Origin of the sequence: Hyalangium ruber (genome assembly GCF_034259325.1) — a bacterium.
Classification (GTDB): Bacteria; Myxococcota; Myxococcia; order Myxococcales; family Myxococcaceae; genus Hyalangium_A; species Hyalangium_A rubrum.
The window spans coordinates 364,341-390,814 of record NZ_JAXIVS010000008.1 but is presented as its reverse complement, the minus strand read 5'-3'; the positions used below and the strand labels follow the sequence as shown (position 1 = coordinate 390,814).

The window sequence follows — 26,474 nt, the reverse complement described above, 5'->3', positions numbered from 1 at the left end:
CTCAGGCCAGGGAAGCCACCTGCACCACCTCCTGAAACCGCGAGGCCTGGGCTTGAAGGGCCTGCCTCGCCGCGTCGCTCAGGCCGAAGACGATCACCCGATGGCCCGTCAGGGCGGCATTGACCAGCAGCTCGAGGACGTCCGCATCGGCGGGAGAGAGGGTCTCTCCCTGAAGCACGCCGATGGCGTCCGGGTCCCAGCGGAGCGCGGCCCGGACCGCATCCCTCAGCTCGGCCGCGGGCTGCTCCAGCCGGTGATAGTTCGTGCCCTTCAGCCCCTTTTCGACCCGCTCGATGAAGTCCTTCGGCAGGCTGAAGAGCCCGTGCCAGCCCTTCACCTCGGGGAACCAGGAGAGGAACGGATCGGGCGGATACAGCACATCGCGGATGCGCTGGAAGCGGGCGGCGTCGCCGCCATCGCCGTCGAAGCTGACCCAGCGCGCGCAGACCTCCCCCACGTGCTTGCGATCGTCGTCCGTCTCGCGGAGGAAGCGCTCCAGCTCCGCGTCCGTGGCTCCGGCTCGCCACAGCCCCCGGACGACGGCCCCCTGGACATTCAGGAAATCGAAGGTGTCGAAGTTCTCCATCCGGACGTCGAGGTGCGCGCCGCGCTCGGTGAGGCCCACGGCTACGCCCGGGTAGCGCACCGGCCCCTCCACCGGAGCCAGCGTCGGACGCGGCGGGTCCCACTGGGGCGTGAGCTGGAACGGATCGGCGTCGGCATCCCAGCGCGCCGCCACCGCCAGGCCAAACCCGACCCGCCGAAGGGGACGCTCCCATAGCAGCGCATCGAGGTGGCGCGGCAAGGCGCCGGGCTCCCCGTTGCAGCGCTCGACCTGCTGGAAGGTCTCCAGCAGCACCGACGCCATGTCCGGATCGAGAGCGGCGTGCATGCGGGTGAGGGCCGCGAGCACGCGATGCTCGCCATGCCGGGTGTAGCCATTGCCCACCCAGCCCGAGATGCCATTGCGATACACCTCGTTGGAGAACCAGGCGTAGAGCAGCGCCACCACCCCGGGGCTGATGGCTCCCGCCTCCTTCCAACGCGTGATGTCGAAGTCGACCTTCGCTAGCGCGTCCGCGGTGGCCTGGGAGAGGTTCTCGACTTCATCTTCGGTCATGAGGGGGGACGACACTCAGGGCTCCTCCAGAAGGGCGCATGATGGAGTCCGCGCTCTGTGAAGGGTGGAACGCGGGCGCACGGAAGTGTACGTTCAAATGCACCAGCAGCCAGCCGAACTGGTACACGACGACGGCCGGCGCGGTGGCCTACGGGGAGTGCCAGAACTTCGCCAACGCGTACTGCGCCACGCGTGGCATTCCCTCGACGTCCGGTAGCGGTGCCCGCGCCATCGGCCGCGCCCGCGGGAAGCCCCCTGCTGCCTCCTCCGGGAGACGTCCGCGAGGGCAGGCAGCCACACGGGTGAGGCAGCCGGAGCACCCTTCCACGACGGGCCTCCGCCATTTCTCGCGGAGCGAGTGACACAAGCGCATGGAACTGGTGTTTACTGTACGGCGTACATTTTACGTTCCCTCGCCGGCCCGTATCGCCCCTTCGCCCCATGGCGCGTCCTCCCCTGTCCCCAGAAGCCGTGCAGCAACAGCGCGAGCGTGCCCTGCGGGCTGCGTTCGTTCTCTTCACTCGCCACGGTGTCGAGTCCGTCAGCCTTCGTGCTGTCGCCCAGGAACTCGAAATGTCTCCCATGGCGCTCTACCGATACTTCCCGGGCGGCAAGGGAGAGCTCCTGGCCACGCTCCGCGGAAGTGGCTTCGAGGCGCTGGCGGCGGAGTTGGAGAGCGCCATCGTCGGAGTCGACGATCTTCTTGAGCGGCTCCTGCGGCTCACGCTCGCGCTGATCCACTTCGCCACGAGCCAGTCAGCGCTCTACCGGCTGATGTTCGACGTGACGCAGGAGGAGGAGCACGACGTGTACCTCGCGACCCGCCGCGAGCGCGCCTGGAGGACGGCCTCCACCTGCTTCGCCGCGGCCATCCGCGCGGGCCTGCTCCGAGGCGATCCGAAGACGCTCCCCCACGTCTTCTTCGCGGCCATCCACGGCGTCATCGCCTTCGAGTTCTCCACCCAACCCGACCCGGACCGCCGGCTGAGCCGACTCATCGGTCCCATGCTCGAGACGCTGTTTCGAGGCTCTGGCGGCAGCCTCGCAACCCTCCGAAGAGTCCGCCGGACGTTCCGCGCCTCGAATCCCCCACCTGTCACCCGAAGAGGAACCTCATGAAACGACTCGTCCTGGCAGCGCTCCTGCTGACCTCGTGTGGAAAGACGCCCGCTCCCCAGGAATCGCCCCTGGCGACCATCACGGAGAAGGCCACGGCCCTGCAGCCAGAGTTGATCTCCATCCGCCGCGATCTCCACCGCCACCCCGAGCTCTCTGGCACCGAGCGCCGGACCGCCGGCGTGGTTGCGGAGCGCCTGACGGCGCTGGGGCTCGAGGTGCGCACGGGCATCGGAGGGCATGGGGTGGTCGGCATCCTCCGCGGCGGCCGCCCGGGCCCGGTTGTCGCCTACCGTGCGGACATGGACGCCGTCGTCGGCCAGGAACCGCCCGGGCGTGAGTACGGCTCCACGGTTCCCGGCGTTCAGCATGTGTGCGGGCATGATCTGCACACCGCCATCGGTATTGGCGTGGCGAGCATCCTGTCCTCTCTCCGGGAGCAGATGCCAGGGACCGCTGTGTTCCTGTTCCAGCCGGCCGAGGAGAACATCCAGGGCGCTCAAGCGATGATCCGCGACGGCGCGCTCGTCGATCCGCGCCCGGATGTCATCTACGCCCTCCACTCCTTCCCGTTCCGGGTAGGCACTGTTGCCCAGGGCGCGGTCTTCGCGGGGCTCGACCAGTTCACGCTCGAGCTCACCGGCGAGCATGCCACCTCGGCGGTCGCCCAACGTCTCCAGGCGCGCCTCTCGGAGTTCGGCACGGTCGCGCCCCTCAAGCAGGCCGAGCAGGTAGCGCCCTATCTCGCCGACATCCAGAAGCCGGGCGGGCCGTATTCCACGGCCATCTACATGAATGTGAAGATCTCACCTTCGGACGTTCCCACACGCTTCCTCGTTCGCGGAACGGTGAAGGCGTCCTCGGATTCCATGTACCCGCAGCTGCGCCAGTCCGTGAAGGAGGCCGTGGAACGCGAGCTCGGTGCCACGGGCTATCAGCTCTCGTTCCGTGATGCGCCGTTTCCCAGCATGTCGAGCGATCCTCAGGTCACGGCCGGGGCCGCGCCCACGCTCGCGGAAGCCGTCGGCGAAGGCAACGTGCTCACCCTCCACGCGACGCACATCTACTCCGGTGAGGACTTCGCGCTCTTCCTCCAACAGCTCCCCGGGACGATGTTCCTTCTCGGCGTGGCGAATCCCGCGCGCGGCATCCTCGGCGCTCCGCACTTCCCTGACTTCGATGCCGACGAAGAGTCGATCCTCATCGGAACCAAGGCCATGAGCTCCGTGCTGTGGCAGCGGCTGTCCCAGAGCTGATTCCCCGGTTGTCTCAGCCCAAGCCAGCTGAGGGTGTCCCTGGCGAAGCAGGGCCTGGACGTCAGCGCTTCAGCTTGTAGCGCAGCCAAAGCAGGTCACCTGTGCGCTTCTCGAAGGAGATCAGCTTGAGGTGGCGAGTGGGCCCTTTTCCCTCTCTCGCATCGAAGAGCGACGGGGTGCCGATGGAACCATCCGCGATGGGTGCCACCAGCACGCTCAGCTCATCGATGAGGCCCGCGGCCAGGAACGAGCCGTTGATCTTCCCGCCTCCCTCGAGGAGCAGCTTCTTGATGCCGAACTCCTTCCGGAGCTTCTCGAGCACCCTCTTCAGGTTCAACTCCGTCTTGCCGCCAAACAGGTAGGAGACACCCTTGGATTGAAGGAAGGCCAGGTAGTCGTCCGAGACCTGCTCGGTGAGGACCGTAATCACGTGCTCCTCATCGATGGAGTTCGACTTCCAGGTGAGCTTGCCGGAGGGGTCCAGCGCGATGGCGTAGGACTCCGCATCGCTCCTCGCGATGAAGTCCGTCCTCGAAATCGGCCCCGGCGTCTTGCGCGTTGGAACCCTGGCCTTCCCGGCGTAGGGCTCCATGGAGATCCGGCCGATCATCCACGCATCGGCGTCGAAGGTCTGGGCCGTGCGCTCGTACTCGGCCAGGGCACTGGGCGGGAGCTTCCAGCGCGTGACGTCGATCCTCCCATCGACGGAGGGAACCATGTGGCAAATCACGTACGGCCGCCTCGCCCCATTCATCTGCTGCCTCCTCCTGAACTCGAGTCCTAAGCCCTCCCGGCATCGGCGCCGGGAGCGAGCTGCTGCAAATCCAACTCCTCCAAGTCGAGCTCCTGCTCGACGCGCTGGAAGGCCGCATCGCCGATGGTGCCGTCCGCCCGCAGCGAGAGGAGCCGCTGCCGCTCGGCCGAGGTGGCCTTGCGCACGAAGTCCGCGTCGACGTTGAACGTGTGACCGTCACTCGCTGGCGCCCCATGAGGCGCGCTGCCGTTGCTGGCCAGCTCCGCTTCGGCGCGCCGCAGCATGACCTCGTAGCGGCGACGCAGCAGTTCCGACATCTCCTCGCCAGGCAGCTCGGCCGTGGCCAAGAGCGCGGCGCGCAACGTCTCGACCCGGGCGAGTCGCACCTCGCGCTCCACCGAGCCGTCATCCTCGAGTTCGAGCACGTTGATGAGTGGACGCAGCGTCATGCCCTGGACGACGAGTGTCCCGAGCACGACGGCGAACGCGGTGAACAGGACCAGATCGCGATAGGGAAACGCGGGCCCGTCGGACCCGCCGGTCGGAAGCGCGAGAGCCGTGGCGAGCGTCACGATCCCTCGCATGCCGCACCATCCGACGACCGCCGCGGCGCGATTCGACAGGGCCACCGTGTCCCGCTTCCCCGTCGTGCCGTCCTGCGCCGGACGACACCGCCAGCGACTGAAGGCCGCTGCGCCCGACACCCATGCGATCCGCGCGAGGATCGTCGCGACGCACACCGCGGCCGCGACACCGGAGTACTCGATGAGCGTCAGTGAATCGAGCCGGCTGAGGATCGCCTTCAGCTGGAACCCGACGAGGATGAAGGCGAGCACGTTCAACACGAACACCGCGAACTCCCAGACCGCGTACGACGGGATCCGGAGACGCGCCGGGGTCACGTCCGCGACGCGGCGAGCGGTCGCCATCGCGAAGACGACCACGGTCAGGATGCCGGAGAGGTGGAGCCGCTCCGCGAGAATCCAAACCGCGAACGTCCCGCAGAACTGAACGACGACCGCGATGGCGACGTCGTGCATCCGCGCGGTCAGCAGAACGATCAGCCGCGACAGCACGAACCCGAGCACCACGCTGCCCACGGTGACGACGAAGAGCATCGGGATCACACCCGCCAGCGACAGCGTCCCCGCGAGCGCGGCCCCGACGGCGAGACGGTAGATCAGCAGCGCGCTCGCATCATTGAAGAGACTCTCGCCCTCGAGGATGACGAGGAGGCGATGCGGCGGACGGAGCTGCTTGAGTACAGCGGTCGCGGCCGCCGCGTCCGGGGGCGCGACGATCGCGCCGAGCGCGACCGCGACGGCCCAGGGCATGTCGGGTACGAGCAGGCGGGCCACCACCGCGACGACGACGATGGTGAGCACCACGGCGCCGATGGCGAGGCCCGTGACGGTCCGCCAGTTCGCCCGGAGGTCACGCGGAGAGCTATCGAACGCGGCGTCCAGCAGCACCGGCGCGACGAACAGCGTGAGCGCGAGCTCGGGATCCAGGACAAGCGTTGGCGTGCCAGGAACGAGCGCCAGGCCGGCGCCGGCGAGCGCCACCAACGCTGGATAAGGAGTCCCGAGGCGTCGGGACAGCGCGGTGAGGCCCGCGCCGACGAGCAACAACGCGATGATGATCTCAAAGACGTGCATGCGGGTCGCGAACTCCTGATTGCCTCAACCGCTCGAACCGGTACACCCACTCCGGCCCTGAGTCTCTGCGACTCGCATTTCACCGTGCTCAGCGACCGGTCATTCGCTCCAGGTTCTCGGGATAGCGAGCCCCTTGCACCGTGATCCTCGAGGCAGCGCTATCGATCTCATTCAGATCGCCAGGCGTCAGCTCGACCTTGGCGGCCCCGATGTTCTCCTCCAGACGGTTCAGCTTCGTGGTGCCCGGGATGGGTACGATCCACGGCTTCTGCGCCAGGAGCCACGCAAGCGCTATCTGGGCCGGGGTTGCTTTCTTCCGTTCCGCGACCTTGCCGAGCAGATCGACGAGGGCCTGATTCGCCAGGAGTGCCTCCGGCGTGAAGCGCGGAAGAATGCTGCGGAAGTCGCTCTTGTCGAACTGGGTGTGTTCGTTCATCTTGCCCGTCAGGAAGCCCTTGCCCAATGGGCTGAAGGGAACGAACCCGATGCCGAGCTCCTCGAGGGTCGGCAGCACTTCGGCTTCGGGGCCTCTCGTCCACAGCGAGTATTCGCTCTGGACCGCGGTGACCGGCTGGACCGCGTGTGCGCGGCGAATCGTCTTGGCTCCAGCCTCGGAAAGGCCGAAGTGCTTGACCTTGCCTGCATGGATCAGCTCCTTCACCGCTCCCGCCACGTCTTCGATCGGCACATTCGGATCCACACGGTGCTGGTAGAGCAGATCGATGGCCTCGACCTTGAGTCGCTTGAGGGAGGCCTCGGCGACCTCCTTGATGTGCTCGGGCCGACTGTCCAGGCCCGCCTGCTTCCCGTTGGAATCGAGTTTGAACCCGAACTTGGTGGCGATCACCACTTGCCCGCGAAAGGGCGCGAGGGCTTCACCGACAAGCGCTTCGTTCGTGAACGGGCCGTAGACCTCGGCGGTGTCGAAGAACGTGACGCCGCGTTCGACGGCCGACCGGATCAACGAGATCCCCTGCTGCGTGTCCACGGCCGGGCCGTAGCCAAAGCTCAGTCCCATGCAGCCGAGCCCGAGCGCCGAGACCTCCAGATTGCTGTTTCCGAGTTTGCGCTTCTGCATTGTCTCTTCTCCTTTGCGTGGGCTCGAGCACGCTTACGGCAGCTCGCCGTACTGCGCGTCGCTGACCTTCTCCATCCACTCGACGACCTTGCCGTCGAGCTGTTCCTGAATGGCGATATGCGTCATCGCGGTGTCTGCAGCGTCTGTGAATTCCCGCTTGAGGCGACCGGGGGGGCGCCCGGCCCCGTGGCGGCTCTCGTGGGGTTTGTCTGGGCGAACGCCGAAGCGAACAGCGCAAGCGACATGACCGTCGCGGCGAGCAGTTTCATTTCCATCCCCTGATGTTGAAGCGACACCAGAGAAATAAGCCCTGGTCCCTCAGCGGACTAGGCACCAGGGAGCTAATGGGCTGTTAAGCCTTGCTTGATAATGGCGACCGCTCAGGCTCACGGAACGAGCTTCCGCCAAGGAAATACTTCGTCACAGACACGCAACGAACAAGTCACAGCCCCCAGGCAGGGTGTCTCCTCGCAGCCCCAGCGCCGGCATGCAACCGGAACGAGACCACCCCCATGAGCGCCCTCGCCTACACGGGTTCTTCTTCGATGGAGCACTCCTCACCTGAATTGGATCACGAGCGTCGGTTTCAGCCCCCTCGTGAGGCGGTCGAGGACTTCCTCTGCGCCGTGGGGCCCTTCACCGAGCCCCTCGTGTACGCGCTGGACCACCCGTACGCCTTCACGCGCACGACGTACTTCGACACGGAGGAGCTGGACCTGCTGGGCTCCCGTGGAAGCGGCCTGGCCCAGCGCCTGCGGCTGCGGGAGTACGCGGGAGCAGCGCAACTCACCGATGCTCCCATCCTGACCGGCGTGCGCTACCTCGAGCTGAAGATCAGCACCGGCGAGCGCCGCATGAAGGCGCGCTGCCTGCTCTCGGCGGAAGAGGCGAACGCGCTGCTGTCGGGCGACCCGCTGCCCGAGTCGAGCCCGGCGAGCGCGCTGCTGCGGCAGTCCACCCTCGGCCCGGTGAAGCCGTGGGTGATGGCCTGGTACCGGCGCACCACCCACATGGCCCCCCTGGGCCTGGTCCGCATCACCCTGGACGAGGAGCTCACCTTCGCGCTTCCGCCCACTCCTGGAGGGGCCGCCGCGCCCACGCAAGTGCTCCAGCGCGCGTCGGTCCCCTTGCTCGAAGTGAAGTGGCTGGGTCGCGGGCCCTCGTGGCTGGAGAAGGCCCTCCAGCCCCTGGAGCACTCCGAGACCCAGGGCTCGAAGTTCGAGCAGGGAATGCGCGCCCTCTTCGGCGGCACGCGGCTCCTGCCTGGCTCCCGGTAGCTGGCCGCGCCGCCCCTCTCAAGGACTTTCACCTCGTGATGACTTCCCTGCTCCGCTGCCCGTCCCTCTGGGGCGTGCTCCTCGCCACGCTCCTGCTCACAGGCCGTCCCGCCCGCGCACAAGAGCCGGCGCTGACGCCCTCGGATGCCCCCGCCCCTCCAGACACGGAACCCCCGGCTTCGGAACCCGCGACACCCGCCACGGACGATGCGCCGCTCACCCTCTCCACCGCGCTCGGCTCGGTGGAAGTGGGAGGACGCATGTCCGTGCGCGAGACGCTGGAGGTTCCGCAGGGCGGCGCGTGGGCCGGAGAGCTCACCGTCCCCGCCGCGCGCCTCGAGTTCACCTACAAGTGGAAGAAGCGCCTGCGCGCCGTGGTGGAGTTCGATGCGGCGCAGGGTGAGCTGAAGGATGCCTTCGCCTGGCTGAAGGTCACCAAGGGACTCTCCGTCCGGGCCGGCCGCTTCAAAGTACCCCTCTCTCTGGTGGAGCTCGAATCGACCCGGAGCCTTCCGCTCGTCCGGCGCGGCCTGCTGCGCGATGTGCTGAACAGCGCCCTGGGCTTCACCGGCCGGAGCACGGGCGCCCAGCTCGAGTGGAAGTGTGCAGGCTGCACGCAGGACCTGAAGCTGCGCGCGGGGGTGTGGCAGACGCGTGACACGGACAAGAAGATCGCGCTCGACAAGGGGCTCGGCCTCGTCCCCGCGCTCCGGGGCACGTGGGCCTCGGGCAACTGGGAGGTGGGGGCCTCTGCGCTGCTGCAGCCCGCGGGCGCCAACTCCAACAGTGACCACCACAGCTGGATGAGCGGGCTGGATGTCCAGCACACGCTCCCGCTCAGCCAAGGCGGCCTGCGCACCTGGGCGGAGGTACACGCCGGGCGCGCCACCTTCCTCACGGGAACGGAGGGGCCCCTGCTCACCGGGCGCGCGGTGACGGCGTGGCGCTGGGGCGGAACCAGCGCGGGCGGGGCATATGTCGAGCCCTTTGCGATGCTCTCGGCGCTCGATCCGGACCTCGACCGCTCCTCGGACCTGCTCTGGGAGGGCGCTCTGGGCCTCAACGCCGGGCAGTGGGACCTGTGGCGGGTGCAGGCGCAGTTCGAGGTCCGCAAGGCGGGCGCGGAGGTCCCCGCCTCACTCCTCGCCCTGGACGAGGACCTCGCCTCGCGGCGAGCCCTGCTGGTCCAGCTGCAGGTGAACTTCTGATGCGGCTCCAGGCAGTGCGGTCACAACGTGTGCGGGAGGTTCCATGCTCCAAAAGTTGATGCCCCGATCCGATCACTTCTTCGATGACTTCGACGCCCAGTGCGCGGTGACCGTCGAGGGCGCGCGGCTGCTGCACTCCCTGCTGAGCGACTACCGGGACGTGGCGTCCCGGGTGCAGGCGCTCAAGGAGCTGGAGCACAAGGGCGACTCCGTGACGCACGTCGCCTTCACCCGGCTGCACAAGGAGTTCATCACCCCATTCGATCGGACGCAGATCCACTCGCTGCTGTCACGCATCGACGACGTGCTGGACTTCACCAACGCCGCGGCGTCTCGGCTCCACTTCTACGAGATCCCCTCCAGCCTGCCGGAGGCCACGGAGCTGGCGCGCCTGCTGGTGCTGTCGACGGAGAAGGTCCAGGAGGTGGTCTCGAAGCTGCGGCTCATCAAGCAGCCAGAGCAGATCCTGACCGGGTGCAAGGACATCAAGCGTTTGGAGACGCAGGCGGACGAGGCCCTGCGCGCGGGGATGGGGCGGCTCTTCAAGAGCGGCGCCGACCACCTCACCGTCATCAAATGGAAGGAGATTTACGATCTCCTCGAAACCGCCACGGACCGCTGCCTCGACGTCGCCGACGTCATTGAAGGTGTGGTCCTGGAGCACTCCTGACGCCGAAGGATGCAGTCTCTCACTGCGATTCTGTCGTGCTCTTGTACTCGGGCAGGTCGATGCGAGCCTTGGTGCCCGCGCCCGACTGGCTCTCCAGCACCAGCGTGCCCCCGTGCGCCACGACGATGCGGCGGGCGAGCGCGAGCCCCAACCCCACTCCACCCGTGGTCCGAGCCCGGCTCCGGTCGCTGCGGAAGAACGGCGTGAAGAGGTGGGGCATGTCGCTCGCGTCGATGCCGATCCCCTGATCGGCCACCTCGAACGTGAGGCCCGTCTCCGTGCGCCGGGCCGTCAGCCGCACCGTGGTGCCGGGCTCCGAGTACTTGCCCGCGTTGTCCAGCAGGTTGTCCAGCGCGCGGCGCAGCAGCACCGGGTCCGCATCCAACGCGGGCAGCGGCCCTTCCACGCTCACTTCCAACTGATGCCCTGGACGGTCCGCCCGGAAGCGTGCCGTAGCCTTGTCGATGAGGGGCTGCACCTCTACCCGCTCCCGGCGCAGCGGCGGCACGGCGCCGGGCGTCTGGTCCGTGGCGAGATCCAACCGGGCCGCCGTGAGCACGTCCGAGATCAGCCGCTCCAGCTCCGTCAGGTCCGTGGTGATGTCCGCCAGGGACTCCCGGGCCAGCTCCGCGTCCCCCTCGGCCGCCAGGTCCAGCGCCACGCGGATGCGCGCCAGCGGCGTGCGTAGCTCATGCGACACGTTGGCGAGCAGCTCCTTCTGAGAGCGGAGCAAGCGGGTGATGTGCTCTGCCATCTCATTGAAGGCGTCGGCCACCTGCCCCAGCTCGTCACGGCGACGCAGGCGCACGCGGGCATCCAACTTCCCCGTACCGAAGGCGCGAGCTACCTCCGCCAGCCGTTGCAAGGGCACCGCCAGCGTCCGGGCGAACGCAATGGAGGTGATGGCCGTGCAGCCCAGCACCAGTGTGATGAGCACCGCGAAGTTGATGGGCGGCGGGCCGCGAGGAGGCCCCCGGGGCGGCCCTCGATGAAGCCGCTGCCCGAACACGACGTACGCCTCCGCTGGCCCCTCCCTCGGGAGGATCGCCGCAGCCATCCGGGGAGGCTCCCCTTCAACCAAGGCGTGCTCCCGCGAGAGCTGCTCGAGCGCCTCGGTGGAGAGCGCATCCAGCGGAGGCGAGGCGCTGGAGGCCAGCACCTGGCCCTCCAGGGTGCGAATCGTCGCTTGAGTCCCGAGGTGGTGCGCCGACCGCTCCATCGCCGCCTGCAACGCCTCGGGCTGCCGCAGGAACAACGACCACTCCGAAACCAGGAAGGCCATCTGCTGCTCGGGATCCCGCCGCGTCGGAGGAGGCTCCGCGATGAGGTCTCGGGTGCTGATCACCACCATGACGATGAGAACGAACTGGGCGATACCCACCAGGTAGATGCGGAGCAGCAGCCCGCCCGGGAGCCGAAAGCGCTTCCGGCTCAAGACTCTTCCCCGCGAGCCAACAGGTAGCCCGCGCCGCGCACCGTCTTGAGCAGCCGAGGGCTACGCGGATCCTCTTCGATCTTCTGCCGGATTCGGAAGATATGCACGTCGATGGAGCGATCGAATACCTCATCCGCGCTGCCCTTGACGAGATCCAGGAGCTGCTCGCGGCTGAGCACCCTGCCGGAGCGCTCGGCCAACACCCGCAGCAGTCCGAACTCATAGCTCGTCAGCGACAGCACCCGGCCGTCCAGGGTGGCGGTGAGGCTGCGGGGGTCGAGCAGCAGCCGGCCCACCTGAATCGGTTGGGTGGCAGGGCCCGCCTGGCCCCGCGCCCTGCGCACCTGGGCGCGGATGCGCGCCAGCAGCTCGCGCGAGGAGTACGGCTTGGGCAGGTAGTCATCCGCCCCCGTCTCCAGCCCCAGCACCCGGTCCGCCTCCTCTCCTCGGGCGGTGACCATGATGATGGGGACATCGCTCCGGGTGCGCAGCTCCCGGCACACCTCCAGGCCATCGCGGCCCGGGAGCATCAAGTCCAACAGGATGACGTCAAAGGCGTGGCGGCTGGCCTCCGCGAGGCCCTCCGAACCGGTGCGGGCGACGGTGACGACGAGGCCGTGCTCCTGCAGGTAGCGGGCGGTGAGCCGGGCCAGCCGCTCGTCGTCCTCCACCAGCAGGATCTGGACGGTCCCCTCCTCGACCAGGGTGCGTGTCATCTGATCCATGCAGAGCGACCCTGACGCACGTGGATGACCGCGGAACTTCAGGAAGATGACGAAATATTACGAGGTCACGCCCCCCTTGCCTTCACTGCGGGCGGGAGGCATAGCGCTCGGCCAGCACCGAGCAGACGATCAACTGAAGCTGGTGGTAGAACATCAGCGGCAGGACGATGAGCCCCAGACCAGGGTGCGCGCCGAACAGCAGCCGGGCCATGGGGACTCCCGAGGCCAGCGTCTTCTTCGAGCCACAGAAGACCGCGGCGATCTCGTCCTCCTTCTCGAACCTCGCCCAGCGTGACGCGGTCGTGGTCAGCACCAGCACCACCGCGAGGATGAGCGCCGCGCCCACCAGCGAGATGGCCAGGACTCCGCCGCCATACCGGGTGAAGGAGCCGGCGGCGACCGAGTCGCAGAACGAGGCGTACACCAGCAGCAGGATGACGAGCCGATCGAAGGCGTGGGTGTAGCGCTGGTAGCGGGCGAACCACCGGCCGACGAGGGGCCGCATCACCTGCCCCAGGACCAGGGGCAGCAGGAGCAGCACCGCCAGCTTGAGGACGGCATCGACCAGCGAGAGCGACTGTCCGGTGGTCGTGGACAGCACGCTGACGATCAGCGGCGTGAGGACGATTCCCAGCAGGCTCGACAGGCTCGCGTTGAAGATGGCGCCCGCGACGTTGCCCCGGGCGATGCCCGTCATCGCCACCGAGGAGGAGATGGTCGATGGGACGGCACACAGATAGAGGAACCCCAAGGACAGATCGCTCGGGATCCACCGGCCTCCGAGCGTGTCGAGCAGCAGCCACAGCAGCGGGAACACGCCGAAGGTGAACGACTGCACGAGCAGGTGCAGCCGCCACCTCGTCACGCCAGCCTTCATGCGCTCCGCGGACAGCCCGAAGCCATGGAGGAAGAAGACCGCGAAGATGCCCACGTTGGCGACCACATCCGCGTGCATGGGCCCGCCGGAACGGCCGAAGTCCGGGAAGAGCGCGGCGAGCACCACCGCAAGGATCATCCCCACCAGGAACCAGTCCCGGGAGAGCCGTTGGACAACGCGCAAGATCATGGAGTCGCTCTTGCCACCCCCGAGTGTCGAACACCAGAGGATGGGCGCGAGAGTCAGGCCTGGGTAAACCCAGCGGCTTGTTAGTCTCCCCGGCCGGGAGAGCACCGGATGGCATTCACCCTGAGCGTCAATGGCGACAACCACCTCATCGATGCGGAGGAGGACACGCCGCTCCTCTATGTGCTGCGCGATGAGCTCGGCCTGAACGGAGCGAAGTACGGCTGCGGCGTCGGACAGTGCGGTACCTGCACGGTGCTGAGCAACGGCGCCCCGCTGCGCTCCTGCATCGTCCCGGCCGCCTCACTGGTCGGGCAGCAGCTCACCACCTTGGAGGGGCTGGTGCGGAGACCGGAGGGCACGCTGTCCCGGCTCCAGCGCGCCTTCCTGACCGAGCAGGCGGGCCAGTGCGCCTACTGCATCCCGGGCATGATCATGACGGCGGAGGCGCTGCTGCGAGAGAAGGCCACTCCCTCGGAGGCGGAGGTCCGCACCGCGCTGGACGCCAACCTGTGCCGGTGTGGCTCGCACAACCGCATCGTGCGCGCCGTGATGCGCGCTGCGGCGGAGAAGCCGGAATGAGCGCGCACCTCGACCGCCGCACGTTCCTGCAAGGCGCGTTGGTGCTGGCCTTCGCCCTGACCGGCCCGCGCGCCTTCGGCCAGAAGCAGGGCCCGAAGAGGCTCCCCCGAGACCTGGAGAGGACGCGCCAGCTCGACGCCTGGCTGCGCGTCGGCGCGAACGGCATCGTCACGCTGAAAACCGGCAAGGTGGAGCTGGGCCAGGGTGTCCTGACGGCGCTCGGGCAGATCTGCGCGGACGAGCTGGATATCGAACTCGCCCGGCTGGAGATTATCTCCGGCGACACCACCCTGTGCCCCAACCAAGGGACGACTGCCGGCAGCATGTCCATGCCCGAGGGCGGCACAGCGGTGCGCCACGCCGCCGCCGAGGTGCGCGCCATCCTGGTGGCCATGGCCAGCGAGCGCCTGGGCGTGCCTGCGGCGCGGCTGCGCGTCACCGATGGAACGATCACGGCCCCGGGCAAGGGTGGCACCACCACCTACTGGAGCCTCGTCGGCGATCGCGCGCTGAACCGGGAGGCGACCGGCTCCGTCGCGCCCAAGCCCGCCTCCGAGCGGCGCTATGTGGGCCAATCAGTCCCGCGCCGCGATCTGCCTCCCAAGGTCGTGGGTGAGAGCATCTTCGTGCAGGACTTCCGGCCCGACGCCCTGGTGCATGGCCGGGTGGTCCGCCCTCCTTCCTATGGCGCGAAGCTCCTCGATGTAGAGGTCTCCGCCGTGGAGCGCATGCCAGGCGTCTTGAAGGTCGTGCGCGACGGAGACTTCCTGGGGGTGATCGCCACCAAGGAGTGGCTGGCGATCCGCGCCGCCGCGAGCCTGGCCCGCGCCGCCCGCTGGCAGGAGCGCGCGTCCCTGCCCCTCGATCCCTACGCCTGGCTGATGGGCCAGCCGTCCCAGGACACCACCATCCAGGACACGCAGCGCCCGGCCGGCCCTGCCCCGGTGCGCACCCTGGAGGCCAGCTACCGGCGCCCCTACCAGATGCATGGCGCGATTGGCCCCTCGTGCGCCGTGGCCACCTGGAACGGCGAGAGCTTGACCGTCCAGACCCACAGCCAGAGCGTCTTCGACACCGCCGAGGCCATCGCGAAGATGCTCGGCCTGTCGAAGGACAAGGTACACGGCCAGCACATGCACGGCTCGGGCTGCTACGGCCACAACGGCGCGGATGACGCCGCCGCCGACGCCGCGCTCCTGGCGCGTGCCCTGCCCCACCGGCCCGTGCGTGTGCAGTGGTCTCGTGAGGACGAGCACACCTGGGAGCCGTATGGCCCTGCGATGGTGACGCGGGTTCGCGCGGGCATCGACGAGAACGGGGACGTGCTCGATTGGACCTACGAACTCTGGTCCACCCCGCACGGCACACGGCCAGGCGGCAATCCTGGAAACCTGCTGGCCGGACGCTCCCTGGCCAAGCCCTTCCCCATGCCGGTCCCCTGGGGCGGCGGTCCTCCGAACTACTCGGCCGACCGCAACGCCATCCCGCTCTATGCGTTTCCCAGCCAGCGGGTGACCACCCACCTGGTGACGGAGATGCCCCTGCGGGTCTCCTCCCATCGCGCCCTGGGCGCCTACACCAATGTCTTCGCCATCGAGTCCTTCATGGACGAGCTGGCACACGCGGCGCGCGTCGATCCCGTCGAGTTCCGCCTCCGCCAGCTCCGGGACGCGCGGGCCCAGGCTGTCATCGTCAAGGCGGCGGAGCGCTTCGGCTGGTCCACCTACCGCCGCGAGCCCCACCGCGGACGGGGCATCGGCTTCGCCCGCTACAAGAACCTCGCCAGCTACTGCGCCATCTGCCTGGAGGTCCTCGTCGATCCGAAGAGCCACGCCATCCGGGTGGTCCGGGCCGTCCTGGCGGCCGATGCGGGCGAGGTGGTCAACCCGGACGGGCTCATCAACCAGCTCGAGGGCGGGCTGGTCCAGTCCCTGAGCTGGAGCCTGAAGGAGGCGGTCCAGTACGACGAGCGCCGCATCCTCTCGCGCGACTGGAGCACCTATCCGATCCTCACCTTCTCGGAGGTCCCTCCCGTCGAGGTGGAGCTCATCGATCGCCCCGGAGAGCCGTTCCTCGGAGCGGGCGAGGCCTCGCAAGGGCCCACTGTCGCGGCACTCGCCAACGCCGTCTTCGACGCCACGGGCCTGCGGGTGCGCGAGCTGCCGCTGACGCCGCGGCGCCTCGCGGCGATGCGACAGGACTAAACTCCTTATGGTGAGCTACACCACGCAACCTTTAAGGCCTTGCCGCAAGAGCCTAGTGAACCAAAACGGACACGGGCGGGGCTCGGTTGCTCGCGCGCTCTTGCTGGGTGTCGCGCTCTATGGCGCGGCGGGCTGTAGCTCCACCCAGGCAGCGCACCGAGGCACAGGCGGATCAGGCATGGCAGGCGCCGTGTCCGAAATTGGGGACGCCCCCGCGAAGCGGGGCGAGGCCATCGCGCAACCCGTCGAGTGCAATCAGACCGATTCAACGATCACTTGCTGCCTCAAGAAGAATCCGGGCCAGTACGAGCGCTGCGGGGCAGTAGCTCCCAGGCAGGCGCCGAAGCGGGCGCCAAAGCAGGAACCCAAGAACGGGCCCGATGCGTTGCCGCCTCTCACGGACCTGTCGCCGGAAGAACTCCGGGAGAGGACCAAGAAGTGCCTCGACTATTGGAATCAGTGCATCGCGCAGGGGGGCGAATACGAGAAGCGAGGCCAGCACGGACAGACGATCTGCCGTGCCTGCTACCAGCAATGCCGCGCAACCGGTCACTGGCCTGAGAAGGTCAACGACATCGAATGTCTTGGAGGGTTCTAACCGTGGCGCGCTCTCGTGAGGAGTGGTGGAGCACAGTTGCCGAGCAGCGCGAGTGGCTGACGTTTGGGCTGACTTACGCTGAACAGCCCTTTGAAGTGTTCGTGGCCGCACTCACAGACCTGGAGCGGCAGTTCGCACGAGAGGCACGAAGCCCCGCCGAACGTCTGCACCTCAAGCGTCTGACGGCGCTGGACGTCGTAGACGAGGCATTCGGTCAGAGCCGACCTTGGAAAGACTTTGGGCCGTGGCTGCGCCGGGTGAAGCGGCTGGGCTTCCCGGCTCTCTGGAACCGCTTTCACATCTCGACGATCTACGTGCAGTCCTTGCCCCGCTTCCCCGAGCAAGCGGAAGACGCCTTCGCCATGTTGGCAGACACCGAGCGCCGGGTGCGCAGGCTGCCCAAGCATCGGCATTCCCGCCAGCAGATGCTCGACGGCATCGAATACGCGCGGCAAGTGGCCGCCCGACACGGCATCCACCCCGCATAGCGCGGCCAGTGAGTCCTGGCCCTAATAGGGCGCCGGACAGTGGGCGCCGGTGTCGATCCAGGCCTGGATCAGCTCACCGAACGCCTTCTGCGTGCCGGGCACGGGCTCCAAGCCCGGCCCGGGGTTCCAGCCCCAGCCGACCAGGGCGTCCTCGGCCATGTGGTGCTGAAGCTCGGCCAGGCTCTTGCCCCCGTTGCGCTGGCGATCCTTGAGCTGCTCGCAGATGGAGCCCAGCGACTTGCCCACCCACGCCATCTCCGCCGGCGCCAGGGCCCACTTCGGGTTGCCCGGGATGCTCCGCACCGTCGCGCCCACCGTGGGCGTGTTGGCCGCCCGATGACAGGAGGTACAGGGCAGGCCCGGAGTCCCGTGGCCCTCTGCGCCCCCGGACACCGTCGGGACATGCGGGTGCTGATCCATCCCCTGCCGAGGGACTCCGTCCGCGGGATGACAATTGCTGCACCGCGGATGGCTGATGACCTTCCCCGCCTCGACGAAGAGAGCAACCGAGCGAGCAGCCGGATCGGCGATGCGGGAGAACTCCGCCACGGGCTTCAGCCCCGCTCCGGAGTCGACTTCCGAGCGAATGACCGCCTGAGGAGCAGGCGAGCAAGAGGACCTGCAGCCAGCCACCATCGCGGCCGCGCCTAACGCCAGAGTGGCAACTGGAAGACCTCGCATGCGCGCGAGCGTGGCACATGGCCCCCGCTCCATCCACCGCGCGACACGATTCAGGACAAACCAGAACTTCGCCCTCGACGCACAGGCTTGCGCATCTACCGGGGATGTTCATGTTCGCGATCGCTTCGGCATGCAGCAAGCCGCCGGGCGGGCCTCCGCACAGGAGGCCGGGGGTTGCAGTCGGGCTAGGGAATACCAGGGGTGGTGTCAGCCAACACGGCACCGAGGTGGGCCATGCGTTCGAATCAGAAGAGCCAGCACAGAGGCATGTGGGGAGTGTCGGGGGTGCTGATCGCGTGGGTGGCCAGCGCCTGCAGTGGAGAGCCGCTCGCGGAGGTGAATGCGCCGGACACCCTGCGCACCCTCCAGCAAGAGGCCTACAGCACCCAGAAGGTCCTCATCCTCGGCAGCAGCGTGAGCGGAGGCGACCAGAGCCGCGAGGCGCAGGCCGCCGCCAGCCTGGGGCACTCGGTCGAGGTGGTCTCCCCGGAGCAGTGGCGCGCGATGAAGGCCCAGCAGTTCATGAGGTACCGCGCGCTCATCATCGGCGACGCGGCCTGCCAGGGCGGCACGGACGCGTTCCAGGCGGCGGTCGACAGCCGCTCGGCCTGGGGCCACATCGTCGACGGCAACGTCGTCATCATCGGCGCCGACCCGAGCACCAACAACACCCCGAACCTCGTGGAGAACGCCATCGCGGTGGCGGTCGAGCGCCCCCGGCTCACGGGCCTGTATGTGGCCCTGGGCTGCGCATATAAGGACGCGCCCGCGGGCACGCCGGTGCCACTGCTGGAGAAGTTCGGCACCTTCCAGGTGGCGGGCGTGGGCTGCGCCAACAGCGGGCACCTCTTCTCCATGGCCCCGGGCACCCTCTCGCAGCAGCTCGCGGATGATGCGCTCGCGGGCAACGGCTGCACGGCGCGCTCGGTGTTCACCCAGTACCCGGATCGCAACTTTGCCTACGCGGCGCTGGGCAAGAACTCCAACGGGACGCCCGTGCCGGGCCAGCAGACCTATACGGACTACAGCACCCCGGAGCCCACGCTCCACACGGGCACGCCCTACGTGCTGGTGCAGGGCGCGATGGCGGCGGGCGCCGGCTGCGGCCTCTCCGAGACGCCCGCCGGCGAGGAGTGCGACCTGGGCGACAACCTCAACGGCCAGCGCGCGCTGCCGGGACAGGGCGCGAACGAGACGTGCTCCTGGTCCTGCCGCAACAACTGGTGCGGCGATGGCGTGGTGGACACGCTCCACGGCGAGGAGTGCGATGCCGGCCACGGCAACGGCCGCACGCGCGACTCCTCGGGCGACATCGGCGAGTGCTCCGCCTCCTGCAAGATCGTTCCTCCGCCCTCCAGCCACCCGCCCGTGGCCCGGTGCAAGGACGTGGCGATCGTCGCGCGGGATGCCTGCGGCTTCGCAGCCGACGTGAATGACGGCTCGTCGGATCAGGACAACGACCTGGTGGGCTGCACGCCGAGCGTGGCGGGCCCCTACGGCATCGGCTCGACGTCGGTGACGCTGACCTGCACGGACGCGGCGGGCCACAGCGCCTCGTGTACCGCCACGGTGAGCATTCAGGACCGCGTGGTGCCGACCCTGACGCTGGCGGGCCCGAGCTCGGCGCAGGCGGAGTGCGGCGGCCAGTACAACGATGCGGGCGCCAACGCGAATGACTTGTGCGCCGGGGACATGACGGGTGCGATCGTCAAGACCGGCACGGTGGACGCAAGCCGCAAGGGGACCTACACGGTCCGCTACGAGGTGACGGACTCGGCCGGCAACAGCGCGACGCCGAAGACGCGGCAGGTCCAGGTGGCCGACACACTGGCGCCGAACCTGACGCTCAAGGGCGCGGCGACCCTGAACGCGGAGTGTGGCGTGACGTACACCGAGCTGGGCGCCACGGCGCATGACCAGTGCGCCGGTCCGCTGACGAACGCCATCGTGACCAGCGGTTCCGTCGACGCGAGCGTCCCGGGCGACTACGAGGTGACCTTCCGCGTGACGGATCCCGACAACCACAGCACCACGGTCACCCGCAAGGTGCGGGTGCGTGACACCACGCCTCCCGCCATCGTGTGCCCCGCGCCCATCGTCACGGAGATCCTCGAGGGCGGCCTGACCTCCGTCACGCCGGGCGAGGCGACGGCCATGGACACGTGTGACCGGGGGGTGCGCGTGGCCGCGCCCCAGGACAGCGTCTTCCCGCTGGGTGAGACGACGCTCACGTACACGGCGACGGACGCCTCGGGCAACCGGGCCAGCTGCACCTCGACCGTCACCGTGATGTCGCGGGCGCTGCCCGAGGCCCCGAAGCCCGAGCTGTGGGATGGCGCGCTGCTGGGCGGCGGTCACGCGGGCTGCTCGGCGAGCGGCAACGGCGCCTCGTCCCTGGCGGTGCTGGGGCTGGTGGCCCTCTCGCTCCTGAAGGCCCTCCGGAAGCGCCACGGCTAGCGCCTCCGTCGACACCCTCGAGAGTGGCCCCGGAGCCAGAAACCGGGGCCGCTCCCCTCCTCCCTTCGTCTTTCCCCTTTGAGAGAGCTCATGTCTGGAGCCACGCCCCTCGTCTCCCCGATGATTTCCTCCTCGCCCTCACGACGCCGCGCTCCGCTGTGGGCCCTCGCGGCGCTGCTGTGGGGCACCACCGCCTCGGCCCAGTCGCAGGGCGGCGCGCTGCCCTCCTTCGAGCTGGAGCGCCTGGAGCTGAACGCCAGCGGCGTGGGCTCGATGCTGATGGGCACGGGCGAGCTGCTGCAGGACGGCGACTACCGGCTCTCCGTCACCAGCCACTACGAGAACAACCCGCTGGTGCTCTTCCGCAACGACTCCCGACTGGGAGCCATGGTGGGCTACCGGGCCACGGCGCACCTGGGCATGGCCTATGGCCTCTGGGGCCGGTTCGAGCTGTCGGCGCAGTTGCCCGTGGTGCTCGCGCAGCGCGGCGATGACCTGACGCAGTACGGGGCCGGCATTCCCCGGCAGGGGCTGGCGCTCGGCACGCCCACGCTGGCGGCGCGCGTGAAGCTGCTGTCGGAGGCGGACAACGACACGGTGGACCTCGCCTTCGGGGTGCAGGGCAGCCCTCGGCTGGGCAACAGCCAGGCTCTGGCCCAGGAGCTGCGGCTGGCGCCCACGCTGATGGTGGGCCGCCGCCTCTCCAACTCCCTGCGCGGGGCCTTCAGCGCGGGCCTCATGTGGCGACCGCGCGTCATTCTCACGCCGGACGAGAACATCCAGGACGAGCTGGGCCACGAGCTGCGCCTGGGCGGCGTCATCGCCAGCATGGGCCGAGGCCTGCGCGGCGAGTTCGCGATCAACGGCTCCGTTCCCTTCCGGCGCACGGGCTACTCCGTGGAGACGCTGGGCGGCGCGCGGATGCCGCTCAACCCGTCGGTCGAGGGGTATGCGATGGCGGGCCTGGGCTTCGGCAACGCGCCGGGCACGCCGGACTACCGCGTGCTGCTGGGCGTCTCCTACGGCAAGAGCGCGCCGGCCTGTGGCGCCGGGGGCCGGAATGATTCCCGCGTGTGCCCGGACATGGACGGCGACGGGGATGGCGTGGCCAACGCCGAGGACACCTGCCCGACGGAGAAGGGCCTGGTGGACGCGGGCGGCTGCGTGCCCAAGGACTGGGAGGGCCCGGTCGCCGAGGACACGACGGACTCGCTGGATGGGCAGGAAGTGGCCGTGGCCATGGTGAGCGAGGAGCCCGCCGTGGACATGGATGGGGACAGCCTGGTGGACTCGCAGGACTCTTGCCCGGACGAGGCCGGCCCCGTGGACAACCTGGGCTGCCCGGTGTTCACCGAGCCGGTGGTGTCGCTGCAGAAGGACCGCATCAAGCTCACCGACACGATCCACTTCGACTACAACAAGGCCACCATCCAGCCCCGCAGCTACCCGCTGCTCGACAAGGTGGCGCGCATCCTCGTGACGCACCCGGAGATCCTCCGGGTGACCATCGAGGGCCACACCTCGGGAGAGGGCCCCGCCGACTACAACCGCAAGCTTTCACAGCGCCGCTCGGAGGCGGTGCGCGAATACCTGCTCGGCCAGGGCGTGGCCCTCGAGCGCATGGAGCCCAAGGGCTTCGGCGAGGACCGGCCGGTTCAGTCGAACGCCACCGAGGCGGGGCGCGTCGCCAACCGGCGCGTCGAGTTCATCACCCACCAGCAGGACGACGCGTCGTAGCCGGTGGGGGTACCGCCCTGGACTACAGGGCGGCGAGGGCGCGGCGGTAGTACGCCTCGCGGTCGGCCAGGCCGTTGTAGCCGCCGTTGATGCGGCGGGTGACTTCGCGGAAGTTGCCCTGGTCCGCGTGGGTGTTCAGGCCGCGGGTGTTCCAGTACCAGGCCGCCACACGGAAGCCCACGTCCGGCTGAGCGGCGCGCTGGGGGTTGTTCACCAGGTCGATGCCCAGGTCCCGCCCCGCCGCCGCGTAGTTGGAGCGGCCGGTGAGCTGGATGGGGCCGCGGCCCTTGAAGCGCGTGCCGTCGCCCGGCTGGGTGTTGCCCAGGTCGCGGCGGCCCTCGTACGCGGCGCCGGAGGCGATCTCCTCCATGTAACGCAGCCCGCCGCTCTCGTGCGCCAGCTGCGCCAGGAACATCGCCTGACGCTGCTTGGTGTTGATACCGGCCTCCTGCATGGCGCGGTTGATGTGCGGCAGATACTCGTCCGCCTTGGCCTGCGAGAGGTTCGGCATGATCTGCCGCAGCTGCGCCGCCGTCACGCCCTGGCCATTGCCGCCGGTCGCGCCGGCCACCGGGGCCGTGCCGCCCGTGGGAGCGGCGGACGAGGGAGAACCGGTCGAAGAGCCGGGCATGCCCGGGGGGCTGGTGGCGGGGCGGTTCGTCGGGCGGTCGAAGCCGTCGGGGATGATGAGCTTCTGGCCGACGCGGATCAGGTTCGGGTTGGAGATGTTGTTCTTCTGGACCAGCGCGTCCACCGTCGTGCCGTACTTCTTGGCCAGCTTGGTCAGGGTGTCGCCACGCTGCACGGAGTGGTCGGTCGGACGGCGAACGGAGTTGTTGGTCTGCATGGGAAAGCCTCCAGAACCCTTGAAGTTTGAGAACTTTCCCTAGTTGTCGTCCGAGGTGAGAAAAGGTTGCGTGCTGTAGGCAAAAAAACGCCAGCGGAGCTATGGCCCGATGCGTCGAAGGATGAGAATCGGGCCGTCATCCATCTTTCGCCCGCGTAGGTCGATCTCGCAGTCCAGCATCCAGTCCCCGTGCCCTTCGGGGTCCATGATGCGCTGCTGGACCTCCCACAGCCGGGTGCCGGCCTCCTTGAGGAAGGTCAGGCCGGGCCGGCGCGCCGCCGGGGTGAGCACCACCACCTTGTGCTCCTCGAAGTACGGGGCCATGGCCTGCTCCAGCTTGGGCGCGGTCCACTCGCCCACGGCGCCATCCAGCATGCCCAGCGCGTCCATGTAGCGCTTCTGGCCCAGCGCCCGGAGCAGCCGGTGCAGCTCCTCGCGCACCCGGGCCGCGAAGGCCTTCGGGTCCTCGGTCAGCTCCTTGGGCTTGAGCTCCACCACGGGCTTGGGCGCGAGCGCGGCCTCCGGGTTCTTCATCCGCTCCCACTCATCGAGCAGGCTGGAGTCCACCTGCCGCAGCGTGGCGCGCAGGTGGTCGATGATGTCCTCCACCTCCTCGTTTCGGAACTTCTCCGGCACGGTCTGCACCAGCGCCTTGTAGACATCACCCACGTAGCGCAGCAGCACGCCCTCGCTGCGCTGCAGGCCGTACTCGCGCACGTAGTCGTGGAACGACATGAAGCGCTCGAACATGTCGCGAACGATCGCCTTGGGGCGGATGTTCTCCTGACCCACCCACGGGTGCTTCTGGGCGAACAGGTTGAAGGTGCCGTAGATGAAGTCGCGGTTGGGCTTGGGCCACTCGAGCTTCTCCAGCTCCTCCATCCGGTCGTCGTACTCCATGCCCTGCGCCTTCATCTCGGCGATCTTCTCGCCCTTGAGCTGGTGGAGCTGGGCATAGAGCACCACATCAGGGTTCTCGAGGATGGACTCCACGAGCGTCACCACGTCCAGCGCGTACGTCTCCGTGGTGGGGTCGAGCTTCTCCAGCGTGTCCAGCAGGTACAGGGACAGCGTGTGGTTGAGCGAGAAGTCGCGCTGCAGGTCCCCGGCCACCTTCACCACTGCGTGGCCCGGGTGCTTCTCCACGTCGACGATGCCGGCGCCGCGCAGGGTGCGGAAGCAGTCGGCCGCCGTCTTCAGGTGCCTGCGCTTCTTGTAGTCCGAGTCGTGCGTGCGCTGGATGATCTGCACCAGCCGCCGGTAGCCGCCGCTGCCCTCGGTCAGGTCGCTCTGGAGCAGGTTGAGCAACAGGCCATGGGACACCTCGAAGCGCGACTCCAGCGGCTCGGGCATGCCGTTCTGCAGCCGCTCGAAGGTGCTCTTGTCGTAGTTGACGTAGCCCTTCTGCGGAGGCTTGGCCTTGGGCGCCTTCTTCTTCCCGGCCGCCTCCTTCTGGGCCTGCTTGATGTTCTCGATGACGTGGTCGGGGGCCTGGGCCACCACGCTGCCCTCGTCATCGAAGCCCTTGCGGCCCGCGCGCCCGGCGATCTGCTTGAAGTCTCGCACGCTCAAGGTGGCCAGCTTCTCGCCGTTGAACTTGAAGAGCTGGGTGAAGAGCACCGTGCGAATGGGGATGTTCACGCCCACGCCGAGGGTGTCCGTGCCAGAGATGACCTTGAGGTGCCCGCTCTGCGCCAGCTTCTCCACCAGCAGCCGGTACTTGGGCAGCAGGCCCGCGTGGTGCATGCCCACGCCGTGGCGCAGGAAGCGCTGGAACTCCTTGCCGTAGGGCGTGTCGAAAGGCGCATCCATCAGCACCTGCCGGATGGCCTCCTTCTCCTCCTTGGAGCAGAAGTCCACGCTCATGAGGTTCTGCGCCTGCTCGGCCGCCGCCCGCTGCGTGAAGTTCACCAGGTAGATGGGGTACTTCCCCTTCTCCACCAGCTCCTGGATCGTCTCGTGGAGCGGAGTCTCCCGGTACTCGAAGTCCAGCGGCACCGGGCGCTGCGCGCTGAGCACGGAGACGACTTCCTTGCCGGTGAGCTTCTGCAGCCCCTCCTCGATGATGTGCGTGTCGCCGAGCGTGGCCGACATCATCAAGAACGTGGCCTTGGGCAGGCCCAGCAGCGGAATCTGCCAGGCGGTGCCGCGCTCGCGGTCCGAGTAATAGTGGAACTCGTCCATCACCACGTAGTCCACCGGGGCCTGCGAGTCGCGCAGGGCCATGTTGGAGAGGATCTCCGCGGTGCAGCAGATGATCTTCGCCTCGCGGTTGATGCTGGCGTCGCCGGTGAGCATGCCCACGTTCTCGGGGCCGAACGCGTCACAGAGGGCGAAGAACTTCTCGTTCACCAGCGCCTTGATGGGGCAGGTGTAATAGGAGACCTTGCCCTCGGCCATGGCCTTGAAGTGGAGCGCCACGGCGACCAGGGACTTGCCGGAGCCGGTGGGCGTCTTGAGGAACAGGTGCTTGCCCGCGAGCAGCTCGAGGATGGCCTCCTCCTGCGCCGGGTAGAGCGACAGCCCCGTGTCGGACACGTAGCCGACGAAGCGGTTGAGGATCTCGTCGGAGTCCAGGGGCGGCTCGCCGGGCTTGGGGAGCAGAGCGGCCAGGGGAGCGCGTTTCTCGGGGGTCGCCATCATCAGGGGGTGGAATCTAGGCGCTGGAAGGGGGGAATTCCGGAGAATCTTTGCGAGAATGGCCGCATGTCCACCATGCAAGGGAAGACGGTCATCATCACGGGAGCGTCGGCGGGGATCGGCGAGGAGCTCGCCGTGGCGCTGGCTTCACGGGGCGCGAACCTGGTGCTCGCGGCGCGTGGAGAAGAGGCACTCGCTCAGGTGCGCAAGCGCTGCGAGCAGGCAGGCGGCCGCGCAGTCACGGTAGGGACGGACGTGGCGGAGCCGGAGGCCTGCCGGCGCATGATCGAGCGCGCGGTGGAGGCCTTTGGCGGCGTCGACGTGCTGGTGAACAACGCGGGCATCTCGATGTGGGCGCGCTTCGAGGAGATCGAGGACCTGACGCTCTTCGAGCGGATCATGCGGGTGAACTACCTGGGGTCGGTGTACTGCACGCACGCCGCCCTGCCCCACCTGAAGGAGCGTAAGGGGCTGCTGGTGGCGATCTCCTCGCTGACGGGAAAGACGGGGGTGCCGACGCGGAGCGCCTACGCCGCGAGCAAGCACGCCATGCAGGGGTTCTTCGACTCGCTGCGCATCGAGCTGCTGGGCACGGGGGTGGACGTGCTGGTGGTGTCACCGGGGTTCGTGGCCACGGACATCCGTGCGCGGGCGTTGGGGCCGGATGGCAAGCCGCACCAGGAGAGCAAGCGCGACGAGGGCAAGGACACCATGCCCTTGGAGGAGTGCGTGTCGCAGATCGTCCGTGCAATCGAACGCCGCGAGCGCGAGGTGGTGATGACGGCGAAGGCCAAGGTGGGCATGTTCCTCAAGCTCGTGGCCCCGGGCCTGGTGGACCGCATCGCGCAACGGGCGGTCCGCGAGAAGAGCACCTAGACAC

Annotated in this window: 22 protein-coding genes; 12 read left to right on the top strand and 10 right to left on the bottom strand. The window is 68.4% G+C overall.

Annotated elements, in window-relative coordinates:
• Position 1 precedes the first annotated feature (1 nt).
• The gene (locus tag SYV04_RS24570) at positions 2-1,135 is read right to left on the bottom strand and encodes a P-loop NTPase family protein (protein ID WP_321548309.1); all 1,134 of its coding nucleotides are present in this window, start codon (positions 1,133-1,135) and stop codon (positions 2-4) included.
• A 426-nt stretch (positions 1,136-1,561) separates the two neighbouring features.
• Here SYV04_RS24570 and SYV04_RS24565 point away from each other — a divergent pair, with 426 nt between their 5' ends.
• A complete protein-coding gene (locus tag SYV04_RS24565; protein WP_321548308.1) occupies positions 1,562-2,239 on the top strand; it encodes a TetR/AcrR family transcriptional regulator in 678 nt (225 codons plus the stop codon).
• The gene (locus SYV04_RS24560) at positions 2,236-3,492 is read left to right on the top strand and encodes a M20 metallopeptidase family protein (RefSeq protein ID WP_321548307.1); all 1,257 of its coding nucleotides are present in this window, start codon (positions 2,236-2,238) and stop codon (positions 3,490-3,492) included. The genes SYV04_RS24565 and SYV04_RS24560 overlap by 4 nt, the downstream gene beginning before the upstream one ends.
• Positions 3,493-3,553: 61 nt before the next feature.
• Here SYV04_RS24560 and SYV04_RS24555 read toward each other — a convergent pair whose 3' ends face one another.
• The 3 genes from SYV04_RS24555 to SYV04_RS24545 form a co-directional block, all read right to left on the bottom strand.
• Positions 3,554-4,246 carry a RibD family protein gene (locus SYV04_RS24555; RefSeq protein WP_321548306.1) on the bottom strand — a complete coding sequence of 231 codons (693 nt, stop codon included), beginning with the start codon at positions 4,244-4,246 and terminating at the stop codon, positions 3,554-3,556.
• A 26-nt stretch (positions 4,247-4,272) separates the two neighbouring features.
• A complete protein-coding gene (locus tag SYV04_RS24550) occupies positions 4,273-5,904 on the bottom strand; it encodes a Na+/H+ antiporter (RefSeq protein ID WP_321548305.1) in 1,632 nt (543 codons plus the stop codon).
• 88 nt (positions 5,905-5,992) lie between these two features.
• On the bottom strand, positions 5,993-6,982 hold the full coding sequence (locus SYV04_RS24545; protein ID WP_321548304.1) for an aldo/keto reductase: 990 nt from the start codon (positions 6,980-6,982) through the stop codon (positions 5,993-5,995).
• A 512-nt stretch (positions 6,983-7,494) separates the two neighbouring features.
• Between SYV04_RS24545 and SYV04_RS24540 the strand changes: the two genes are divergently transcribed.
• Genes SYV04_RS24540 through SYV04_RS24530 form a run of 3 tightly spaced genes read left to right on the top strand, consistent with a single transcriptional unit; the run spans position 7,495 to position 10,137 of the window.
• Entirely contained in the window at positions 7,495-8,259 is a 765-nt protein-coding gene (locus SYV04_RS24540) for a VTC domain-containing protein (protein WP_321548303.1), read from the top strand.
• Positions 8,260-8,297: 38 nt separating this feature from the next.
• Entirely contained in the window at positions 8,298-9,467 is a 1,170-nt protein-coding gene (locus SYV04_RS24535) for a porin (RefSeq protein WP_321548302.1), read from the top strand.
• Between the two features lie 43 nt (positions 9,468-9,510).
• On the top strand, positions 9,511-10,137 hold the full coding sequence (locus tag SYV04_RS24530; protein WP_321548301.1) for a DUF47 domain-containing protein: 627 nt from the start codon (positions 9,511-9,513) through the stop codon (positions 10,135-10,137).
• Positions 10,138-10,156: 19 nt separating this feature from the next.
• Here the strand turns inward: SYV04_RS24530 and SYV04_RS24525 are convergent, their stop codons facing one another.
• The 3 genes from SYV04_RS24525 to SYV04_RS24515 form a co-directional block, all read right to left on the bottom strand.
• Positions 10,157-11,572, bottom strand: coding sequence for a sensor histidine kinase (locus SYV04_RS24525; protein WP_321548300.1), 1,416 nt, complete (start codon positions 11,570-11,572; stop codon positions 10,157-10,159).
• A complete protein-coding gene (locus tag SYV04_RS24520) occupies positions 11,569-12,297 on the bottom strand; it encodes a response regulator transcription factor (RefSeq protein WP_321548299.1) in 729 nt (242 codons plus the stop codon). Before SYV04_RS24520 ends, SYV04_RS24525 begins: the two co-directional genes overlap by 4 nt.
• 82 nt (positions 12,298-12,379) lie before the next feature.
• Entirely contained in the window at positions 12,380-13,363 is a 984-nt protein-coding gene (locus tag SYV04_RS24515; RefSeq protein ID WP_321548298.1) for a bile acid:sodium symporter family protein, read from the bottom strand.
• A 108-nt stretch (positions 13,364-13,471) separates the two neighbouring features.
• Between SYV04_RS24515 and SYV04_RS24510 the strand changes: the two genes are divergently transcribed.
• From SYV04_RS24510 to SYV04_RS24495, 4 genes are all read left to right on the top strand, one after another.
• Entirely contained in the window at positions 13,472-13,942 is a 471-nt protein-coding gene (locus SYV04_RS24510; protein ID WP_321548297.1) for a (2Fe-2S)-binding protein, read from the top strand.
• A complete protein-coding gene (locus SYV04_RS24505) occupies positions 13,939-16,146 on the top strand; it encodes a xanthine dehydrogenase family protein molybdopterin-binding subunit (protein ID WP_321548296.1) in 2,208 nt (735 codons plus the stop codon). The genes SYV04_RS24510 and SYV04_RS24505 overlap by 4 nt, the downstream gene beginning before the upstream one ends.
• A 178-nt stretch (positions 16,147-16,324) precedes the next feature.
• A complete protein-coding gene (locus SYV04_RS24500) occupies positions 16,325-16,744 on the top strand; it encodes a hypothetical protein (protein ID WP_321548295.1) in 420 nt (139 codons plus the stop codon).
• A 2-nt stretch (positions 16,745-16,746) separates the two neighbouring features.
• Positions 16,747-17,232 carry a hypothetical protein gene (locus SYV04_RS24495; RefSeq protein WP_321548294.1) on the top strand — a complete coding sequence of 162 codons (486 nt, stop codon included), beginning with the start codon at positions 16,747-16,749 and terminating at the stop codon, positions 17,230-17,232.
• A gap of 21 nt (positions 17,233-17,253) precedes the next feature.
• On the opposite strand, the gene SYV04_RS24490 is transcribed toward SYV04_RS24495, so the two are convergent.
• Positions 17,254-17,781 carry an Isoquinoline 1-oxidoreductase subunit gene (locus tag SYV04_RS24490; RefSeq protein WP_321548293.1) on the bottom strand — a complete coding sequence of 176 codons (528 nt, stop codon included), beginning with the start codon at positions 17,779-17,781 and terminating at the stop codon, positions 17,254-17,256.
• 366 nt (positions 17,782-18,147) lie between these two features.
• Here SYV04_RS24490 and SYV04_RS24485 point away from each other — a divergent pair, with 366 nt between their 5' ends.
• Together SYV04_RS24485 and SYV04_RS24480 are read left to right on the top strand one after the other, a co-directional pair.
• The gene (locus SYV04_RS24485; RefSeq protein ID WP_321548292.1) at positions 18,148-20,370 is read left to right on the top strand and encodes a DUF5011 domain-containing protein; all 2,223 of its coding nucleotides are present in this window, start codon (positions 18,148-18,150) and stop codon (positions 20,368-20,370) included.
• A 90-nt stretch (positions 20,371-20,460) separates the two neighbouring features.
• Positions 20,461-22,107, top strand: coding sequence for an OmpA family protein (locus tag SYV04_RS24480; RefSeq protein WP_321548291.1), 1,647 nt, complete (start codon positions 20,461-20,463; stop codon positions 22,105-22,107).
• A gap of 22 nt (positions 22,108-22,129) precedes the next feature.
• On the opposite strand, the gene SYV04_RS24475 is transcribed toward SYV04_RS24480, so the two are convergent.
• Both SYV04_RS24475 and SYV04_RS24470 read right to left on the bottom strand, forming a co-directional pair.
• Complete coding sequence (locus SYV04_RS24475; protein ID WP_321548290.1) at positions 22,130-22,954, bottom strand: LysM peptidoglycan-binding domain-containing protein; 825 nt, start codon at positions 22,952-22,954, stop codon at positions 22,130-22,132.
• A gap of 99 nt (positions 22,955-23,053) precedes the next feature.
• On the bottom strand, positions 23,054-25,594 hold the full coding sequence (locus tag SYV04_RS24470) for a DEAD/DEAH box helicase (RefSeq protein ID WP_321548369.1): 2,541 nt from the start codon (positions 25,592-25,594) through the stop codon (positions 23,054-23,056).
• A 66-nt stretch (positions 25,595-25,660) separates the two neighbouring features.
• Between SYV04_RS24470 and SYV04_RS24465 the strand changes: the two genes are divergently transcribed.
• Positions 25,661-26,470 (top strand): SDR family oxidoreductase, encoded by an 810-nt coding sequence (locus tag SYV04_RS24465; RefSeq protein ID WP_321548289.1) that lies wholly within the window; start codon positions 25,661-25,663, stop codon positions 26,468-26,470.
• The last annotated feature ends 4 nt before the right edge of the window (positions 26,471-26,474 follow it).

Excerpts from the sequence above, each read along its gene's own strand:
- SYV04_RS24560 (WP_321548307.1), top strand. The coding sequence starts at position 2,236 with ATGAAACGACTCGTCCTGGCAGCGCTCCTGCTGACCTCGTGTGGAAAG.
- SYV04_RS24510 (WP_321548297.1), top strand. The coding sequence starts at position 13,472 with ATGGCATTCACCCTGAGCGTCAATGGCGACAACCACCTCATCGATGCG.
- SYV04_RS24540 (WP_321548303.1), top strand. The coding sequence starts at position 7,495 with ATGAGCGCCCTCGCCTACACGGGTTCTTCTTCGATGGAGCACTCCTCA.
- SYV04_RS24480 (WP_321548291.1), top strand. The coding sequence starts at position 20,461 with ATGTCTGGAGCCACGCCCCTCGTCTCCCCGATGATTTCCTCCTCGCCC.
- SYV04_RS24555 (WP_321548306.1), bottom strand. The coding sequence starts at position 4,246 with ATGAATGGGGCGAGGCGGCCGTACGTGATTTGCCACATGGTTCCCTCC.
- SYV04_RS24505 (WP_321548296.1), top strand. The coding sequence starts at position 13,939 with ATGAGCGCGCACCTCGACCGCCGCACGTTCCTGCAAGGCGCGTTGGTG.
- SYV04_RS24485 (WP_321548292.1), top strand. The coding sequence starts at position 18,148 with ATGCGTTCGAATCAGAAGAGCCAGCACAGAGGCATGTGGGGAGTGTCG.
- SYV04_RS24520 (WP_321548299.1), bottom strand. The coding sequence starts at position 12,297 with ATGGATCAGATGACACGCACCCTGGTCGAGGAGGGGACCGTCCAGATC.
- SYV04_RS24475 (WP_321548290.1), bottom strand. The coding sequence starts at position 22,954 with ATGCAGACCAACAACTCCGTTCGCCGTCCGACCGACCACTCCGTGCAG.
- SYV04_RS24530 (WP_321548301.1), top strand. The coding sequence starts at position 9,511 with ATGCTCCAAAAGTTGATGCCCCGATCCGATCACTTCTTCGATGACTTC.
- SYV04_RS24470 (WP_321548369.1), bottom strand. The coding sequence starts at position 25,594 with ATGGCGACCCCCGAGAAACGCGCTCCCCTGGCCGCTCTGCTCCCCAAG.
- SYV04_RS24550 (WP_321548305.1), bottom strand. The coding sequence starts at position 5,904 with ATGCACGTCTTTGAGATCATCATCGCGTTGTTGCTCGTCGGCGCGGGC.
- SYV04_RS24545 (WP_321548304.1), bottom strand. The coding sequence starts at position 6,982 with ATGCAGAAGCGCAAACTCGGAAACAGCAATCTGGAGGTCTCGGCGCTC.
- SYV04_RS24515 (WP_321548298.1), bottom strand. The coding sequence starts at position 13,363 with ATGATCTTGCGCGTTGTCCAACGGCTCTCCCGGGACTGGTTCCTGGTG.
- SYV04_RS24535 (WP_321548302.1), top strand. The coding sequence starts at position 8,298 with ATGACTTCCCTGCTCCGCTGCCCGTCCCTCTGGGGCGTGCTCCTCGCC.
- SYV04_RS24465 (WP_321548289.1), top strand. The coding sequence starts at position 25,661 with ATGTCCACCATGCAAGGGAAGACGGTCATCATCACGGGAGCGTCGGCG.
- SYV04_RS24500 (WP_321548295.1), top strand. The coding sequence starts at position 16,325 with ATGGCAGGCGCCGTGTCCGAAATTGGGGACGCCCCCGCGAAGCGGGGC.
- SYV04_RS24565 (WP_321548308.1), top strand. The coding sequence starts at position 1,562 with ATGGCGCGTCCTCCCCTGTCCCCAGAAGCCGTGCAGCAACAGCGCGAG.